Consider the following 17,967-nt stretch of genomic DNA (forward strand, 5'->3'; position numbering starts at 1 on the left):
CCGATCGTAAATACAAGGGGCTTTGGCCTCACCCCTGCGCCGTTCGAAGCGAGCCAACAATCGGTAGCAGCCGACGGGAGACTCCTAGGCGAATTACGAGATGAGGCCTGGCAGACAGCACCAGGCATGCTTTGATTGACTTGCGCTTTATATTACGTTACGTAAAGTATCTAATTGATTGTTGGGTGCTGGGTCGCTTTAGGCCTACAGCGCAAAATAAAGCTGCCGGGAGGAGCTCATGTCCACGGACGTCACGCCAGGTCCGGTTATCATCGTGGGAGGTGGACCGGTTGGTATGGCGGCCGCGCTCGAATTGGCTCGATTTCGAGTGCCGTCCGTCGTAATCGAGCGGCACACTTCGACGGCGTGGCATCCGAAGGCGCGGGTCATCAGCACGCGGTCTATGGAGATCGCACGAGGTTGGGGGTCGGCGATCCACCAGCGCCTGAAAAACATTGATATGGCGGACGACTGGAAGGACCGCATTCGATTTGTCGAGAGCATTGTCGGTCGGCATCCGGCGCAAATTGCAACTCCGGGATTTGTGGGGCCGGGCAGGGACGTGAGTCCGTCAAGCTCTATCTTGTCGTCTCAAGACCTTCTGGAGCAGGTGCTATACGATGGGGGGCTGGCTTCAGATCTAATTGACCTCCGGTTTGGCCATGCCGCCGGACGCGTGCTTCATGGGGGAAGCAAGGGCGATCGTTCCGTTGCGATTGAGATTGAGAATATCACTACAGGAAATAAGGAAGTTTTGGAGGGGGCGGCTCTTCTTGCTGCCGATGGCGTCGATAGCCCAATACGTAGTCAGCTGGGTATCGAGTTGGACGGGGAGAAAAACCTTTATAGCTACATCAACTGCTACTTCCGCGCAGACATAGAGCGATATGTCGACAACCGACGCGCGGCAATCTTCTTCTACGCCAACGGTACATCAACCGGCGCATTGATGCCGCTCGACTCCAAGGGGCGTTGGCTGAGTCAGATCTCGGTCGACTTCGATGAGCCACGTAATCAGGCCGCCGACGAGCGCCAATGCATCGAGGCCGTGCGAGCTGCCGTCGGCGTCGATGACCTTCCGATTGAAGTGCTCTCCATCGGTCGCTGGCGATTCCGTGCGACAACCGCCGCGCGGTTTGTGTCTGGTCGAGTGATGGTCATCGGCGATGCGGCTCATCAGTTGCCGCCAACTGGTGGGTTGGGTCTGAACAGTGGGTTCCGCGGGGTTCAGAACGCGATGTGGAAACTCGCATTTGTGATCAATGGCCATGCAGGTGAGGATCTGCTTGAGACTTATGATGTAGAACACCGTCCGGTTACGCGATGGGCCGCTGACCAGTGTCTGCAAAACGAGCGGGATAATCGAGCCGTTCGGAGCGCCATGATGTCCTCGGGTGATGGCCGCATTGATCTACCCGATATTGATCTTGCTAATCACCGGTACGGCAAGCATTTTGGCATAGAACTCGGATCGTACTATACTTCAACGGCTGTCATTGCAGACGGCACTGCGCCGCCCAACGTTCCGGACGCCTATAAAGACTACAGGCCAAGCGCGCGTCCCGGTCATCGGGCTCCTCACGTGTGGCTCGGGCGGGAAGGACGTCTATCCACCCTGGATCTATTTGGTCCTGGCTTTACGCTACTCACAGGGCAGGATGGCGATTGGACTGCGATCGCGGATGCTGCAGCTAAGCGATTGGCGGTCCCTCTGGGGTGCTACGTCGTCGGTAGAGCGGGCCTCGAAGACCAAGATGGAGCCTTTCTTGCGGCCTACGGCCTCAATCCTGACGGTGCCGTTCTTGTCCGCCCCGATGGGTACGTTGCATGGCGTAAGAGCTCCAGACTGGAGCCGACCGACCCCGCATTCATCGACGCGCTCGCTTCGATCTTGAGCCGGCCCGCGTAGTGCACCTCATCATCTCGCTTACGCCGTGAACTGTTCCGTGATCAGAAGGCAACAGCCTGGATCGCGCACGGAGGAGGGGGCATCGTTTGCAAGCGGGCGAGTTAGCGATGTCCTTAGCTAATCCAGCGGCGTCACGTTGAAAATTTACGAACGCAGCGAAGATAACTTTAGTTTCGCGGACTAATCGAAACAGGGGATGTTATGAATACAGCGACTTCGATCTCCGTATCACGCAGTGATCCGGCCGCGCCAGCCAGCAGGTCAACGGCCGAGCTGTTGCTTGAGTATATGCAGCGAAGCGGGATCACGACGATCTTCGGGCAGAGCATTCCACAACACCTCCTACAACTGGCACCCAAATTCGGTATCCGTCAGGTCTCATATCGGACCGAAAATGCAGGTGGTGCAATGGCGGACGGGTTTGCGCGTGTTTCAGGGGCAATTGGCCTCGTTGCTGCTCAGAACGGCCCTGCGGCAACCCTACTCGTTCCGCCGCTGGCGGAAGCTCTCAAGGCATCGATTCCTCTGCTCGCGATCGTGCAAGACGTGCCACGCCTCGACGCCGGAAAGAACGCGTTCCAGGAATACGATCACGATGCTCTTTTCCGTGGTTGCGCGAAATGGATTGGTCGGGTTGACTTTCCGGACCGGGCTGAGCAGCAAATTGAGGCGGCCATTCGACAGGCAACTAGCGGTCGGCCTGGACCGGTCGTGTTGCTCCTACCGATGGATCTCCTGCGCGAAAAGTCGAGCCTAGCTCTCAAGCGACGTCCGACAATGGCGACCCATCCATTTTCGCGGAGTGTGCCGGCGCCCGAGCAGGTCAAATACGCGGCTGAGGTCATAGCAGACGCCCGCCGACCGCTGCTTGTTGCCGGCGGAGGGGTGCATTTGTCCGGCGCCGCCGAAGTGGTGGCGGCATTTCAGGCCGAGTTCGGCGTTCCGGTCGGTACTACGAACATGGGCAAGGGGGCTGTAAGCGAAGATCATCCGCTGAGCCTTGGCGTGCTCGGTAATTCGATGGGACCTTCAGCGCCCAGTCACGGCATTCGCGACTATGTCAGGTCTGCGGATGTCGTTCTTTTCGTAGGCAATCGCACGAACCAGAATGGCACAGACACCTGGCGTCTGTTCGATCCGAAAGCGCAATTTATTCACATCGATGTCGATCCTGCGGAGACGAACCGGAACTACGATTCCCTCGCCTTGATCGGCGATGCGCGGGAAACTCTCCTTGTTGTGTCAGAGGCTCTGCGCAAGTATCCAAAGCCAAACTTCGAGGACGTTTCGGAGCGAGTCGCGCGTTCCCGCGCAGACGCAAAACTTGAACTTGAGAAGCGGGCTACTCCTGGCAACTCGGGTGTTAAGCCCGAGGCCGTCATGCTTGAGTTGGCAAGATTGCTTCCACCTGATTCGATTGTTGCTGCCGACGCGAGTTATTCGACCAACTGGGTTGCGACCTACTTGCCGGCGCGGAAAGTGGGCAACAGATTTTTGCTCCCGAGGGGACTTGCGGGATTGGGGTGGGGACTACCGATGGCAATGGGAGCCAAACTCGCCAGACCGGACGCCAATGTCGTTGCAGTTGTCGGCGACGGTGGTTTTGCTCACTGCTGGTCCGAACTCGAAACCGCGCGCAGGGAAGGCATCAAGGTAACCGTGATCGTCCTAAACAACAGTATACTCGCGTACCAAAAGCACGCTGAGGAGAAGGAGTTTGGCAAGAGCACGAGCGCCTGTGATCTTGGTTCAGTCGACCATGCTCAACTAGCCGAGGCTTGTGACTGCGTTGGTATCACGGTTCGGACCCATAAAGAGATAGGTCCGGCCATTGAGGCGGCATTCGACTCCAGTCGGCCCGTTGTGATCGATGTCATGACAGACCCAGATGCGCGTGCGCCGGTCTCTCTCTTTGAGAGCGACCATTAAATAGCGCGGCGATCGAGCGGAAGCGCAACGCCAGCGGCGGGCCGTCGTGTGGGATCAGACGCCACATGCCTCAGTCGCCAAAACACTTGACAAGGACATATGAAAACGGTACGTAACGTAATATTGCGTTAGAAGTGCGGCGCTGGTTGCTTTTTGCTCAGAAGAGATCGTCTTCATCTCATGCTCGCAGCTCTACCTCTTGCGAGATCGCACTTCTGTTCTCCCTCACTGGGCCCGGCGGCCCACTGCTGCCGGGCCATTTTCTCTTCCTCTTCCAAGTAGGCGGATCATGGCCCACCACGTTGTCACGCTTGTCGGTAGTCTTCGCAAAGAGAGCTTCTCGCTCAAGATCGCCAATGCGCTCGCTAAGCTTGCGCCCAGTTCGCTCAAGCTCGAGGTTGTCACCCTGCATGGCGTTTCCTTCTTCAACCAGGATTTGGAGGCCACGCCACCTGCCGACTGGTCGGCATTCCGCGAGAAGCTGCAGCGCTCGAATGGCGTGCTGTTCGTTACGCCGGAATACAACCGCGCGATTCCGGGTGTGCTTAAGAATGCTATTGACGTCGGCTCGCGCCCCTATGGCAAGAGTTCATTCAATGGCAAGCCGATCGGCATCATCTCCAACGCGCCGGGGCAACTTGGGGGAGTGAATGCGGCGAAGAACCTGCAAAACATCCTGCCTGGCCTGGCCGGACCGATCATGCAGCAGCCAGAAATCTACCTTAACGCAGTGGGTGATGCTTTCGACGACAAGGGCGAACTCGTCAAAGAGTCGCTCAGAACAGTATTGCAGGCCTATATCGACCTCTTCGCAGTGCACGCCGAAAAGCACAATGCATGACGCAGGTCTGCAATTCATTGAGTCCGCCGCCGCCAGGTGGCTGGCTTGACCTCGCGCGCTCGACCCAAATTTGACGTGATCCGGAGGACTGACAATGATCTACGAGACACGTGTCTACAGCTGTCAGTCGGGCCGACTGTCGGCACTACTCCAGCTCTTCGAGGTGCACACGCTAAAGCTCTTCGAGAAGCACGGTATCAGGCAGATTGGTTTCTTCACCGCCCTGGAGGACGATTCAAGTCAGGAGCTGACTTACCTGCTAGCCTGGGAATCGACGGCGGACCGCGAGCAGAAGTGGGCCGCCTTACTTGGCGACGCGGAATGGATAGCGGCCCGGACCAAGGCTGAGGAAGATGGTGAGATCGTCGAAAAAGTCGTCAGCCAACTGCTGCGGCCAACGGCGTTCTCTGCGTTGACGTGAAGTGCGACGCGACCCCGATGGTTCGGGCAGGCGGAAATTAATCGACCTGCCTCGCGAGCCTTATCGCGCGAGGTGCCTGAGATCAGGAGTTAACGATGACGAGTATGTCCAGCGTCATTGAACTTCAAGATCAGGGAATCCGCAATTCAATCCTCAGAGGCCTACCGCGGGAGGATTTCTCCCACCTCTGGAAATACCTCAAGCCAGTCGTCTTGAAGAAGAGTGAGATCCTGCATGAGCCGAATAAGCGCATAGAGTACGTGACGTTCCTAGAAGCCGGACTCGTTTCGCTTCGAACGTTGGCCCGAGGGAGTGTGCTCGAAACCGCGATGGTCGGAAGCCAAGGCGCCGTAGGCACATGCGTTTTGCTGGGCGCCGAAAAATCGGCGCACCGTTCGATAGTGATAGTGCCTGGCACCGCAGCGACGATACACCTAGACAACCTCAACAAAGTCATGCGAGACCGCCCCGTAATCCGAGAGCGCCTGCTGAACCATGTTCAGTCATTGATGGTGCAAACCGCGCAGACCGCACTGTGTGGCGTGTGCCATCAATTAGAGCCGCGTCTCGCATGCTGGCTATCGCTCGCGTGCGATGCTTTGCAACATAATGTGGTTCCCGTAACACACGAGAACTTGTCTACGATCCTTGGAATGCGGCGTGCCGGCATAACGGAAGCTCTCAATCGCTTTGGGCAAAGTGGCCTTCTACGAAAGACGCGCGGCGTCCTGGAGATCTCCAATCGGAACAAGCTGCAAAGTCGCGCTTGCGTATGCTATCGAATCGTCTCGCGGTTGATCGGCGACCAGCTGAGCGGTTTGACGCCAGATAGGCACGCGCGTTTCGTTGACGGTCAGCGTGCAGCAGATGGTCTAAGCCGATCTCACTCGACGCTCCGACGACTTGGTGCTTCGCAATAAGTGTCCAGACGAGTTTCCGCTTGACATTGCTTCCATTATAACGTTACGTAACGTAAATAATATGGATTGAACCCAACGAGAACATCGATTCAGGGGGCAAACGTTGAAAGCGAAGCGCGTACGCGCGTGCCGCTCGTCACCCTGAGTCGCGCCTTTTATCTTCCGCCGTTCGGGAGCTGGAAACAGAAGTCGCCTCCATGGGCTTCAGGAAACGAGGACATAACGCAGCGCCGGTTAATCCGCCCAGTGGTGCGGAGAGTGGCTTAAGCGAAACAATCGGCTTTGCCGGGTAGGGAGTTGAGGGCGGATGCCGAAAGTGCAGCTTAATGGTGAATCGGTCTTCTATCAGGACACCGGTGGTGTTGGGCCAGTGCTCGCGTTCTCTCACGGGATCCTGATGGATCACGAGATGTTTGCACCGCAAGTGGAAGCGTTTCGCGATCAATATCGATGCGTCTCATGGGATGAGCGATGTCACGGACTTACCGCGGGCGCGAATGCGGAGCCGTTTAGCTACTACGACTCGGCGGATGATCTCGCGGCCGTGCTCAGGCATCTGTCCATCAAGAAGGCTGTCTTGGTCGGCATGTCCCAAGGGGGGTTCTTGTCATTGCGCTGCGCGCTGACCCATCCTGACCTCGTAAGTGCGCTCGTATTGATAGGCACCCAAGCTGGCGTCGACACGGCGGAGTGGAATGAGGCAAATCTGTCTATGATCGCGCAATGGCAAGAGCAGGGGCTATCCCCGGAAACCGCGAACCTGATCGAAAGCTCGATACTCGGAAGTGGTTGGCCCGGGGCGCCGGCATGGCGATCCAAGTGGTCAAACATGAAGGCTCCAAACCTCAGAGAGGCTTTCCGAGCCCTCGTTACTCGCGACGACATTACCGAGAAGGTGTCATCGATCAAGGTGCCCACGCTGGTGATTCATGGCAGTGCCGATCCAGCGATCACTTCCGACAAAGCCGAGTTTTTGGCGTCGAAAATTCCAAATGCTGAGTTAAGGATTGTCGACGGAGCCGCGCACGCTCCGAATCTCACCCACGCGGAGCAAGTAAATAAAGTCATGAGAGCTTTCTTGCAAAGCGCGCTGAGCTAAACGTATCCGCGCGCAGGTTCGAGAGGGTGGCGGTCGCAATTGGCGGCAGCCAGCCGCATTGTTACGCAGTGTGCGTCGCGCGCGCCGATCCTTCAGCCTCATTCAGCCCAAGGTCCAGGGAGAACGGAATGTTTGATCACCGCCGCGCGATTAAGCGAACGTTCGTTAGATATGTCTACGCGCTGTGTGTCTTTGCAGGGGCTTTGTTGTGGGGGCCTCTAGCGAAGGCAACTGAACCATTGCTTGTCGGCTTCGGTATGCCTTTGACTGGATATCTTGCGCTGAACGGCAAGGCGACCCTCTTGGCAATCCAGATGTGGGCAGATGACGTTAACGCCAACGGTGGCGTGATGAGTCGACCAGTTAAGTTGATCTATTACGATGACCAAAGTAACCCAGCGACTTTGCCCGGCATCTACACCAAGCTCGTCGACCTGGACAAAGTCGACGTCATCGTTTCGAGTTACGGAACGCCGCAAATCATTCCCGTTATTCCGTTCGCCAAGCAGCGGGGTCTCGTCCTGATGGGACTTTGCGGCTTCGCTCCAAATGAAGTCTTCAAGTACGACCGATACTTTGCGGCATGTCCGAGCGGTGTGAACCCCGAAGTGGAGATCGGCCGAGGATTTTTCGAAATTGCTGCTTCGCAGACGCCGAAGCCACAGACTATCGCGATTGTTAGCGTCGATACCGAGATGGCCAAATCGACCGCTAACGGAGCACGCGAATTGGCTGCGCGGTACGGCTTCAGGATCGTCTATGACAAAGGTTATCCGGCCAATATTGTGGATCTGACACCGGTAATACGAGCGATACAGGCTGCAAAGCCTGACTTGGTTTTTGTCGCGTCGTATCCGGTCGATAGCTCAAATTTCGTCAGGTCGGTGAAGGAGCTCGAATTTCAGCCGAAGATGATTGGGGGCGCAATGGTTGGGCTGCAGTACGCTGCGGTCAAGGCTCAACTTGGCCCGTTGCTGAATGGTTTCGTGAACTATGAATTCTACGTCCCAGAAACCACTACTGCGTCCCTCGGAATAAAAAATTTCATAGAGCGCTACCAAGTGAAGGCGGCTCAAGCCGGTACTGATCTCCTGGGTTTTTATGCGCCGCCCTTTGCTTACGCTGCCATGCAGATCCTCAAAGAAGCGATCGAGAAGACGACAACCTCCGATATCGCCAAGCTCGATCAAGGTAAGATCGCCGACTACATTCGATCAAACCAATTTGACACGATCGCGGGAGCCATAAGGTTTGGCACGAACGGCGAGTGGCAGACGGCGCGCAATCTCCTCGTTCAATTCCAAAATGTCAAAAACAGCGACCTCGAACAGTTTCGGAAGCCAGGTACCCAAGTGATCCTTTATCCTCCCGCCTACAAATCGGGTCAAATGATCTATCCGTTCGGCCAGTAGGCCGGATCCATCGATGAAGGCATCGGCATTTGGAGTTCTCGGTGACGCTTGTCCTAGATGCGGTTTTATCCGGCTTCTTGTTGGGAGCGTTCTACGCAGCACTTGCAGTGGGGGTTACAATCACCTTCGGCATGCTCGATGTTCCCAACATCTCTCATCCCGCATTTACCGTGTTGGGGGCATTCCTGGTGTTTACCGCGAATCAGACGTTTGGTCTCGATCCAATCCTCGCAGCACTAGTGGTTGCCCTCGCATTCTTCATAGTTGGAGCGGCGCTCTACAAAATCTACCACATAAGCTTCGAAGTTCGGGGGCAAGACCCGCTTAGAGGGCTGACGTTCTTTTTTGGATGCATGTTCATGTTGGAGATGGCTCTCTCGCTCGTCTTTGGTGTGGATATTCGAACAGTCAACGTCGCATATGCCAAAGGCATCCTTAGGATCGGAGACTCGGTCGTTCCGTTTAGGCTCCTGGTCCCAGCGATTGCTTCGCTAGGCCTCCTGTCAGCGATCTATATCGGTCTGCATCGCACGTTCTTTGGTCGCGCAATCCTTGCCGGATCGCAGGACCAATTCGCCCTCCGTTTGATGGGTGTTGATCCAATCAAGATGCGTCAGATAGCCTTCGGAGTTGCGTATGCATCGGCCGCAATCTCTGGAGGATTGTTGATCATCATTCAGCCCGTCACGCCTCTAGCCGGTGAAGCCTTCATCGGAACTGTGTTCGCGATCTGCGTTCTTGGTGGATTGACGAGTACGCTAGGAACGTTGATCGGCGCAGTTCTCCTAGGCCTGTCAGAAAGCATCATTGGCACGTTTTTCGGGCCGTCTTGGGCGCCAGCGGTGGCATTCGGGCTTCTGTTGATCGTTCTCGCAGTCCGGCCCCAAGGCTTACTTGGACGCTAACATGACGATCTCGCGCTTTTGGCTAGGTTGCATCTTCGTGCTGATTATTGGGGTCGTTCTGACGAAGACCGGCCTCAGTCCATATTTGTTCTTCGCAGGATACGTCGTGCTTCAGTATGTTGTGTTGGCGACGGCCTGGAACATCCTCGGCGGTTATGCAGGCTACGTAAACCTCGGAGTCGCTGGCTTTTTCGGAATCGGTGTCTACAGCACCGTCATTCTATCGCGGTTCGGCAGCGCGCCCGTGCCATTAGCGATTATCTTCGCGGCCGTAATCGCAGGGCTGGGAGGCCTCGGTATGGGCTACCTGACGCTACGTCTTCGTGGTGTGTTTTTCTCGATCGCAACGCTTGCACTCACCATCGTTCTACAAACCTTGATCTTGAATTGGGAGATGGTTGGAGGAGCGCGGGGAGTGACCATCGTGGTACCGGCGCAAACGACATTCTTTTCACACTACATTCACTGGCTCTTTGTTTGTGTATTGTTCTTGTCAATACTTGCTGTCGGAACCGCTCGATGGATCCAAGCAGAATGGATCGGGCGTGGTTTGGCAGCCATTCGTGATGATGAGTCTGCGGCGGAATGCGCCGGCGTTCCGACCCTGCGGCTAAAGCTGCTGGCGACAGTGTTGAGTGGATCACTCATGGGGGCGGTAGGAGCGTTGTATCCATTCTACGTGGGCTTCGTGGATCCCCAATCGGCCTTCAGTCTCGTACTGGCAGTTAATACTCTCGCAATGCCCTTGGTTGGCGGCATTCGAGACTGGAGAGGTCCGGTGCTTGGAGCGGCTATCCTCGGGACCACTCAAGTTGTCACGGGCGTAACTTCTTTATCGGCGATTAGTCAGCTCATCATCGGAGGGTTGCTCGTGACATTCGTCGTGCTCGCTCCGAACGGCCTAATGGGAGTTTTCGGCCCGAAGCGTGAGACAGCGGCAAAATGGCCGCAGCTGAAAACGGCATCGAGGAGGACTTCCTCGTGACCGATCCATTACTTGAAGTCATGTCGCTATCCAAGCGGTTCGGCGGGTTCACCGCGATAAAAGACGTTTCGTTTTCTGTGCGACCGGGTGAGCGCATTGGCATACTTGGCCCAAATGGCTCAGGCAAGAGCACGATGACCAATTGCATCACCGGTCTCCTGTCCCATGAGCTCGGCGACGTGCGCTTCAAGGGAGAGAGTCTCAAGAAAGTGTCTGCCCACGGCCGCACCCGCGCGGGCTTGGCGCGGACTTTCCAGATTCCGAAACCCTTCAACAGCATTACCGTGCTCGAAAACATACTTGTTCCTCTTGACTACGTTCAGGCCTCCGACAAGCACGAGGACCGCGTGAGCGCGGCAATAAGGATTCTTAGCCTCGTGGGATTGGCTGGCCACGCTGACGAGGCGCCGATCGGAATGACTCAAGTTGAGCTGCGAAAGTTGGAGCTCGCCAAGGCGATCGCGTCTCAGCCCGATCTTTTGATTGCAGACGAAGCTCTGGCTGGCCTTTCAACGTCCGAAATCGACGAAATTCTCGGCTTACTCTTTGATCTTAATAGCCGTGGAATGGCGATCATCATGATTGAGCACATCATGCGTGCGGTGACTGCCTTCTCGCAACGCATAATCGTGCTCGTTGCCGGCGAGAAAATTGCCGACGGAAGCGTCCAAGCCGTTATGTCCGATCGGAACGTGGAGCAGGCTTATCTTGGCGAATAGTATCCGGATTGAGAATGTTACGGGTGGGTACGGAACTGTGCGCGTGCTCAACAAGGTGTCGATGGTGGTAGACAACCAAGAAACGGTCGCACTTCTCGGCACAAACGGTAACGGCAAGAGCACTTTGATCAAATGCATTATGGGTGTTGTTCGTCCGACGGCCGGGCGCGTACTCATTACGATCGACGATGCGACGTTTGACGCCGCCTCGCTTTCCACGGAAGAATTGATCAACAAGGGCGTATCCTTGGTACCAGAGGGGCGACGATTATTTGGTAAGCTGACCGTCGAGGAGAACCTCCTCATGGGCGCCTATCGTCCCTTCGCACGCCAACAGCGTCACCGCACCATGGACCTTTGCTTTGAAATCTTTCCGGTATTGCGCGAACGCCGCCGTCAACCGGCCGGAAGCATGAGTGGTGGAGAGCAGCAAATGCTCGCTATCAGCCGGGCCATGATGTCGCTGCCCAATATCCTACTGATAGATGAGCCGTCGGTAGGCCTGGCTCCGATAATGGTCCGGCGAATGATCGATAAAATCGCTGAGCTTAAGATAAAGCAAAATCTGACCGTATTGATGGCGGAGCAAAACTTCTCACAATCTATTCATATCGCAGACCGCGGCTACGTTCTCGTTCATGGGGAAGTCGAGTTCGAGGGTAGCGCCGTTGAACTGGCGGAGAATGGATTGGTACGAAAGCTATACCTTGGGCTTGAATGATTTCTGACAGGGCCGACGTGACCCGCGCAGGAAAATGTGGATTGCCGATCCAACAAGCCAAAGTACTTGCTAAGTAGCTGGGCGACCCGCAGATCTCGATCTCGAAATCGCCTATTTGACCCGGGCGCCCAGGACCGGGCCGCTGTCTTTCGATTGAGGATGCTACACGACGGCTTTTTAAGAACTCGCTCAAGCGGCGTCGTTGTTGCGACGCTGCGAAAATGCATTGTGTCGGCAACCAGACAAAGCCTCACCTTGGGCTAGTGGGAGAATTCCGTGAAAACCTATCAGCTTTACATCAACGGCCAGTATGCCGATCCCGCCAATGGCGAGTGGTTCGATTCAATCGATCCCTATCGCGGAGAGGCCTGGGCAAAAATTCCGCGCGGCTCGAAGGCCGATGCCGACAAGGCCGTGAAGGCGGCCAATGAGGCGATGTGGCATGGCCCGTGGTCGAAGATGACGGCCTCCGCGCGCGGCAAGGCGATGCATAAGCTCGGCGATCTCGTCGCCGCAAATGCAGAGCGTCTTGCCGAGATCGAGGTGCGCGACAACGGCAAGCTGATGGCCGAGATGCTGGGCCAGCTCCGCTACCATCCGGAATGGTGGTGGTATTTCGGCGGGCTCGTCGACAAGCTCGAAGGCGGCCTCGTGCCGATCGACAAGCCGGAGACCTTCGCCTACACCACCCATGAGCCGGTCGGCGTCGTCGCGGCGCTCACGGCCTGGAATTCGCCGCTGCTGTTCGTCGCCTGGAAATGCGCCGCGGCGCTCGCCGCCGGTTGCGCCGTCATCGTCAAGCCGTCGGAATTCACCTCCGCCTCTACGCTCGAATTTGCCGCGCTGACGAAAGAGGCCGGCATTCCCGACGGCATCTTCAACGTGATGACTGGCTTTGGGCCCGAGATCGGCACCGAGCTGATCTCCCATCCCGGCGTTGCCAAGATCACCTTCACCGGATCGGATGCGACCGGCGCCAAGGTCTACGAGACCGCCGCGAAGAGCCTCAAGCGCGTCTCGCTCGAGCTCGGCGGCAAGTCGCCCAACATCGTCTTCGAGGACGCTGATCTTTCCGCCGCGGCGGCCGGCGCCGTCTCCGGCATCTTCGCCGCCACGGGCCAGACCTGCATCGCTGGATCGCGCCTCCTGGTGCAGAGCTCGATCAAGGACAAGTTCGTGCAACGCCTGCTCGAGCTCGCCAGGTCCGCCAAGATCGGCGATCCGATGCAATTGGACACCAATATCGGCCCCGTCACTACGCCGGCGCAGTACAAGAAGATCCTCGATTACATCGACATCGCGAAGGGGGAGGGCGCACGCTGCCTCCTTGGCGGCAAGCCGGCTTCCGGCGCCGGCGTCATCGGCGGTCAGTTCGTCGAGCCGACGATTTTCACCGATGTCGATAACACCATGCGGATCGCTCGCGAGGAAGTATTCGGCCCGGTGCTCTCGATCATCAGCTTCGATACCGAAGAGGATGCGATCCGGATCGCAAACGACACGATCTATGGCCTGGCCGCCGGCATCTGGACCCGTGATCTCGCGCGCGCCGTGCGCGTGCCAAAACTGCTGCGCGCCGGAACGGTGTGGGTGAACACATATCGCGCCATCAGCTACATGATGCCGTTCGGCGGCATGAAGCATTCCGGCCTCGGCCGCGAGAGCGGCATCGACGCCGTGCGCGAATATCTGGAAACCAAGAGCGTCTGGATATCGACCGCCACGGACGTTCCGGCCAACCCGTTCGTCATGCGGTGACGGTCTTCAGGGCCATCGCCTTGTTCGATAAGGAACTCAATCAGGCGGGATGTATTGTCGCCTTGCACCTGAGCAAAGAAATTACCGAAGCTACGCACCATCGCGGACGATCAGCGCGACCGCGAGGTTCGATGCCGCCGGAGGCCGCCCGACTTTGCTCGGACTGCCGAGAGGACCGCGTCGAGCAGCCCAGGAAAGCGTTCGTTCAACTCAGCGCGGCGCAGCGCGTTCATGTGAGCGACGCCTTCGTTGCGGGTCCATACGAGGCCGGCATCACGCAACACCCGAAAGTGATGCGACATGCTGGATTTGGGTCGCCCACCATCGAGCGCATTGCAACTGGCTTCGTCCGTTCGCCACAGTTTCTCGACTATCTCCAATCGAATGGGATCGCTCAACGCGTAGAGCACCTGCTCCACGGTCACTTCGTCTATTTTGGGATGTTTGATCGTTCTCACAATCTTTCATGTAGCCGCACTTGCGCTATATTTCAATAGTTCTATTATATTCGAACAATCGTATCGACACCTCTTGGAGTATCCAATGACGACCCTCTTCGACCCCTTCGGCCTCAAAGGCGTCACCGTCCGCAATCGCATCGCGGCCTCGCCCATGTGCCAATATATGGCCAAGGACGGCGTCATTTCGGATTGGCACGGACCACACTATGCAGGCCTGGCGCGTGGAGGCGCAGGCCTAGTCATCGTCGAGGCAACCGCCGTTTCGCAGGAGGGGCGGATCACCCTAGGCGACGTCGGCATCTGGAACGACGCCCAGGCCGAAGCCCTGCGCCCAATCGTTCAGTCGATCAAGGCGGCCGGCGCGGTGCCCGGCATTCAGATCGCACATGCCGGTCGCAAGGCGAGCGCCAATTTACCGTGGGAAGGGGACGACCACATCTCCGATGACGACTCGCGGGGCTGGACTACCATCGCACCCTCCGCCATCGCCTTCGGCGGCGGCCTGTCAAAGCCTCCATCCGCGATGACCAAGGCCGACATTCAGCGCGTACAGCGAGAATTCGTCGCGGCGGCCGAAAGGGCCCGAGATGTCGGCTTCGAATGGCTCGTGCTACACTTCGCCCATGGTTACCTCGGCCAGAGCTTTTTCAATGCGGGCTCGAATCAGCGGAACGACGAGTACGGCGGGAGCGCCGAGAACCGCGGCCGCTTCCTGGTCGAAACGCTTGCTGCGGTACGTAAGGTGTGGCCGGACGATCGTCCGCTCACCGCTCGGTTCGGTGTGATCGAATTTGACGGGCGCGATGAGGAAACCTTAGCAGAAGCCATCGCCTTGGTTGGCCGCTTCAAAGTCGAGGGCCTCGATTTCATCGACGTGAGCATCGGCTTCTCCACCCCCGAGGCGAAGATCCCTTGGGGCCCGCACCTCTTGGTCCAGACAGCCGCGCGCGTGCGTGCCGAAACCGGTCTCCCGGCCTCGACAAGCTGGTTCATCAGCGATCCGGGCAAGGCCGACGAACTGATCCGAACGGGACAATTGGATCTAGTAATGCTGGCGCGGCCCCTCCTTGCAGACCCTCATTGGCCTTATGCCGCAGCCAAGGTGCTCGGCGCTGAGAACCCTGCCTGGGCGACCTTGCCGCCGTCCTACGCCCATTGGTTGGCGCATTATCGCTTGAGTTGATCCTGAAGCTACGCGCCTCCCTCTTATGTCACCTTATGGCGCAAAGCGAACGTGGCTGCAGTGAACCGGCACGGTGAGGGATACATGCGATCCATTATGCTCCTAGCATTGGAGAAGGGATTGAGTACCTGCCCGCAAGAGGCGTGGGCGCTCTGGCACAAGACCGTTGGAGAGTTCATCGCCTTGCCTCCGCATCTGATGCTCTTTTGCGGCATGGCGCTCGGTTATGTGGATCAAGGACATCCGATCAATAGCCTCCGCGCGGATCGTGCCGACTTGTCGGAATTTGCGACTATTAGCGGGTTGTGATTGCGAGGGCGTCGAGAAATCCGCGCGCCGCATATGTTCGTCTCTGGCTGTCTCCCAGCCTGAGACACACTGAAGCCCACCCGCCTTAGGGTGGGCTTCCTTTTTGGCCGAGATCGTCTTCGCGACTTTCTCCAACCCACGGCAGGTGTGGCGCATGAGTTCAGCGGAACGCGCATTCCAGGAGTTTCTCGACGCAATACAAACGGCGAGCGACGAGGCAGCGTTCGAGCGAATTGCAAGACGTGTGACGGAGCGTCTGGGATTCAAATGGTTTGCTTACCTTCGGTTGACCGACAATGCGCCGGTGCTGATCTCTTCATACCCCAGATCCTGGACCAAGCGCTATTTCGAGCTCGGTTATCAAGATCTCGACCCGGTCGTCCGTCGGGTACGTCGGCAGCACGAGCTCTTCTGTTGGGACGGCGAGGGATCGCTTACGATAGGCACACGCCAACAAAGGCGGTTCTTCGAGGAGGCGATGGCGTTTGGCATCACCTCCGGCGTTACAATGCCCATCAGGGGCGGTTTCGGCCGAATCGCCGCCTTTACCCTAGCAACAGACGATCGAGAAATGCGCCCCGAGAGGCTGGTAGGGGAGAGCAGAGACCTTCTTCACCTCCTCGGCCTGTATTTCCACACACATGCGACGACGCGGCTAGATGCCAGCGGCTTGGCCGCAACAGGTGGAGCAAGCGACTTGAGTCCACGCGAACGGCAGTGCCTGGCTTGGGCGGCGCAAGGAAAAACCGTTGCCGACATTGCCGTTCTGACCGAAATCGCGCCGCGCACCGTGACGTTTCATCTTGAAAACGCTCGCCGCAAGCTCAACGCGGCTTCGATCACCCAATGCGTCGCAGAAGCGGTGCGGCGCCGAATGTTGCCTTGATTTTTTTTCTCCTATGCCGAAATTGTAGCAAATTGTTGCAAACTGGATGCAAGCAGCTACCGAGTTTGCGCGTGCATGCGCATTTTTGCCGAAACTTCCTCTCTCTTCCCGCTTTCAGAAAGTCGACCTGCAATATTCTACAGGTGCGCGCATAGGTTGTTTTCGGTCTTGTAGTCTCTCATTCAATCGGGAGATTGCCATGCATGTCATCTCATTACATAGCCGCGACTTCGGTCAGCATCTCGATTTGCTCGCCGCCATGTTTCGCTTGCGCCGCCGTGTGTTCAGGGACCGCCTTGACTGGGCCGTGTCAGTCTCGGGCGATCTTGAACTGGACGTCTACGATGCGCTGAACCCGACCTACCTTCTCGCCATGTCAGGGCAGAGCGAGGTGATCGGCTGTGTGCGGCTGCTCCCATCCACAGGGCCGACAATGCTCAGCGACACGTTTTCATCATTGCTCGACGGGCGGGAGGCCCCCCGTAGCAGCGATATCCTCGAAAGTTCGCGATTTTGCGTCGACACCAAGCTTGCGGCCGAACTTGGCCAGAACGGCCTGAACCGCACGACGTTCGTGCTGTTCGCGGCGATGATCGAGGCGTTGTACGCTGCCGAGGCCCGTTCCATCGTCACCGTTACCGATACCAGGATGGAACGCATCCTCCGCCGGGCGGGATGGCCGCTTGAACGCATCGGACCGCCTCAAGCCGTAGGGGAAACAATGGCGCTCGCCGGGTTTCTTCATGCCTCAGACCAGGCGCTGGCGGCAATGTATCTCAAGGCCGAGGTCACCGGCCCCGTCCTGCTCGAACCGGCAATGGTCCGCGCCGCCGCTTAGGCCGGCGCTCCAACCCGACGGCCTGAAGCAACGAATTATTCCTCGAGACACATGAACTGATGCTTGCAGATCCACGCCATAGCAGGATCGTGCTCGTCAATCCGGTGCGCAGCGTCTCGGCCGGAGTGACGGCCGAGTCGGCTGCGCGCTGGCAGGCGGGCTTGGCGCTGCTGCCCGCCGCCGTCGATATCTTTGGCGTCAGCGTTTTCGTGGTCGGCGAATATGATCCTGAACAGATGCCTGGAGGACTTAAGGATTCGGTGACGTTCCTCGATGTGGATGCCTTTTCTTCCATGTGGCACGATCACCGGTTGGTCGCTCCACTTTCAGCTTCAGACATCGGCGTCATTTGCCTGGCGGGGACCTGGCTTGAGGAAGAGGTTCTCTTTGCGGCGTTGGAGGCGGCAAAGCTCGGATACGACGTACGGCTGCTTGCGGATCTTTGTATCGCTCGCGTTGAAGCGGATTGCGCCCTTGCTCTTCATCGCCTGACGCTGCATGGCGTGCTGACGACGACCGTGCGGCAAACCTTGTTGGAATGGACGCTTTCAGTTGACGACGCAAGCTTGAAGGAACGAGTGAGGCGGCTTCTGTTGTAATCAAGGTACCCACAGGCCTTGGTCCAAGTTGGGGAAGCATTAGGCCGTGTCGAAATCCGCTTGCGTGAGAAT

18 protein-coding genes are annotated in these 17,967 nt (G+C 57.5%); 17 read left to right on the forward strand and 1 reads right to left on the reverse strand.

The window, feature by feature from the left end; genetic code table 11:
• Positions 1–238 precede the first annotated feature (238 nt).
• From K289_RS0129995 to K289_RS0130050, 12 genes are all read left to right on the forward strand, one after another.
• Positions 239–1,909, forward strand: coding sequence for an FAD-dependent monooxygenase (locus K289_RS0129995; protein ID WP_084788773.1), 1,671 nt, complete (start codon positions 239–241; stop codon positions 1,907–1,909).
• 201 nt (positions 1,910–2,110) lie between these two features.
• Positions 2,111–3,838, forward strand: coding sequence for an acetolactate synthase catalytic subunit (locus tag K289_RS0130000; RefSeq protein ID WP_027554875.1), 1,728 nt, complete (start codon positions 2,111–2,113; stop codon positions 3,836–3,838).
• A 289-nt stretch (positions 3,839–4,127) separates the two neighbouring features.
• Positions 4,128–4,679, forward strand: a complete 552-nt coding sequence (locus tag K289_RS0130005) for an NADPH-dependent FMN reductase (protein WP_027554876.1) — start codon at positions 4,128–4,130, stop codon at positions 4,677–4,679.
• Positions 4,680–4,773: 94 nt separating this feature from the next.
• Positions 4,774–5,100 carry an NIPSNAP family protein gene (locus tag K289_RS0130010; protein ID WP_027554877.1) on the forward strand — a complete coding sequence of 109 codons (327 nt, stop codon included), beginning with the start codon at positions 4,774–4,776 and terminating at the stop codon, positions 5,098–5,100.
• 509 nt (positions 5,101–5,609) lie between these two features.
• Positions 5,610–6,020, forward strand: a complete 411-nt coding sequence (locus K289_RS53140) for a helix-turn-helix domain-containing protein (protein ID WP_371260869.1) — start codon at positions 5,610–5,612, stop codon at positions 6,018–6,020.
• 307 nt (positions 6,021–6,327) lie between these two features.
• Complete coding sequence (locus tag K289_RS0130020; protein WP_027554878.1) at positions 6,328–7,119, forward strand: alpha/beta fold hydrolase; 792 nt, start codon at positions 6,328–6,330, stop codon at positions 7,117–7,119.
• Between the two features lie 128 nt (positions 7,120–7,247).
• Positions 7,248–8,531, forward strand: coding sequence for an amino acid ABC transporter substrate-binding protein (locus K289_RS0130025; RefSeq protein ID WP_027554879.1), 1,284 nt, complete (start codon positions 7,248–7,250; stop codon positions 8,529–8,531).
• A 41-nt stretch (positions 8,532–8,572) separates the two neighbouring features.
• Positions 8,573–9,436: a branched-chain amino acid ABC transporter permease gene (locus K289_RS0130030; protein ID WP_198024798.1), complete on the forward strand. Its 864-nt coding sequence runs from the start codon at positions 8,573–8,575 to the stop codon at positions 9,434–9,436.
• 1 nt (position 9,437) lies between these two features.
• Positions 9,438–10,421, forward strand: coding sequence for a branched-chain amino acid ABC transporter permease (locus tag K289_RS0130035; protein ID WP_027554881.1), 984 nt, complete (start codon positions 9,438–9,440; stop codon positions 10,419–10,421).
• Positions 10,379–11,140 (forward strand): ABC transporter ATP-binding protein, encoded by a 762-nt coding sequence (locus K289_RS0130040; RefSeq protein WP_051310950.1) that lies wholly within the window; start codon positions 10,379–10,381, stop codon positions 11,138–11,140. Before K289_RS0130035 ends, K289_RS0130040 begins: the two co-directional genes overlap by 43 nt.
• 43 nt (positions 11,141–11,183) lie before the next feature.
• Entirely contained in the window at positions 11,184–11,861 is a 678-nt protein-coding gene (locus K289_RS0130045) for an ABC transporter ATP-binding protein (protein ID WP_245284038.1), read from the forward strand.
• A gap of 276 nt (positions 11,862–12,137) precedes the next feature.
• The gene (locus K289_RS0130050; RefSeq protein WP_027554884.1) at positions 12,138–13,619 is read left to right on the forward strand and encodes an aldehyde dehydrogenase; all 1,482 of its coding nucleotides are present in this window, start codon (positions 12,138–12,140) and stop codon (positions 13,617–13,619) included.
• 110 nt (positions 13,620–13,729) lie between these two features.
• On the opposite strand, the gene K289_RS45620 is transcribed toward K289_RS0130050, so the two are convergent.
• Positions 13,730–14,077 carry a helix-turn-helix transcriptional regulator gene (locus tag K289_RS45620; protein WP_051310951.1) on the reverse strand — a complete coding sequence of 116 codons (348 nt, stop codon included), beginning with the start codon at positions 14,075–14,077 and terminating at the stop codon, positions 13,730–13,732.
• An 85-nt stretch (positions 14,078–14,162) separates the two neighbouring features.
• Between K289_RS45620 and K289_RS0130060 the strand changes: the two genes are divergently transcribed.
• The 5 genes from K289_RS0130060 (at position 14,163) to K289_RS0130080 (ending at position 17,895) form a co-directional block, all read left to right on the forward strand.
• Entirely contained in the window at positions 14,163–15,263 is a 1,101-nt protein-coding gene (locus tag K289_RS0130060) for an NADH:flavin oxidoreductase/NADH oxidase (protein WP_027554885.1), read from the forward strand.
• Between the two features lie 120 nt (positions 15,264–15,383).
• On the forward strand, positions 15,384–15,572 hold the full coding sequence (locus K289_RS0130065) for a hypothetical protein (RefSeq protein ID WP_198024799.1): 189 nt from the start codon (positions 15,384–15,386) through the stop codon (positions 15,570–15,572).
• 103 nt (positions 15,573–15,675) lie between these two features.
• A complete protein-coding gene (locus tag K289_RS0130070) occupies positions 15,676–16,458 on the forward strand; it encodes a LuxR family transcriptional regulator (RefSeq protein WP_051310955.1) in 783 nt (260 codons plus the stop codon).
• A 199-nt stretch (positions 16,459–16,657) separates the two neighbouring features.
• On the forward strand, positions 16,658–17,296 hold the full coding sequence (locus tag K289_RS0130075) for an acyl-homoserine-lactone synthase (protein WP_035686292.1): 639 nt from the start codon (positions 16,658–16,660) through the stop codon (positions 17,294–17,296).
• A gap of 59 nt (positions 17,297–17,355) precedes the next feature.
• On the forward strand, positions 17,356–17,895 hold the full coding sequence (locus tag K289_RS0130080) for an isochorismatase family protein (protein WP_027554889.1): 540 nt from the start codon (positions 17,356–17,358) through the stop codon (positions 17,893–17,895).
• The last annotated feature ends 72 nt before the right edge of the window (positions 17,896–17,967 follow it).

Source organism: Bradyrhizobium sp. Cp5.3, from assembly GCF_000426265.1.
In the GTDB taxonomy this organism is placed as follows: domain Bacteria; phylum Pseudomonadota; class Alphaproteobacteria; order Rhizobiales; family Xanthobacteraceae; genus Bradyrhizobium; species Bradyrhizobium neotropicale.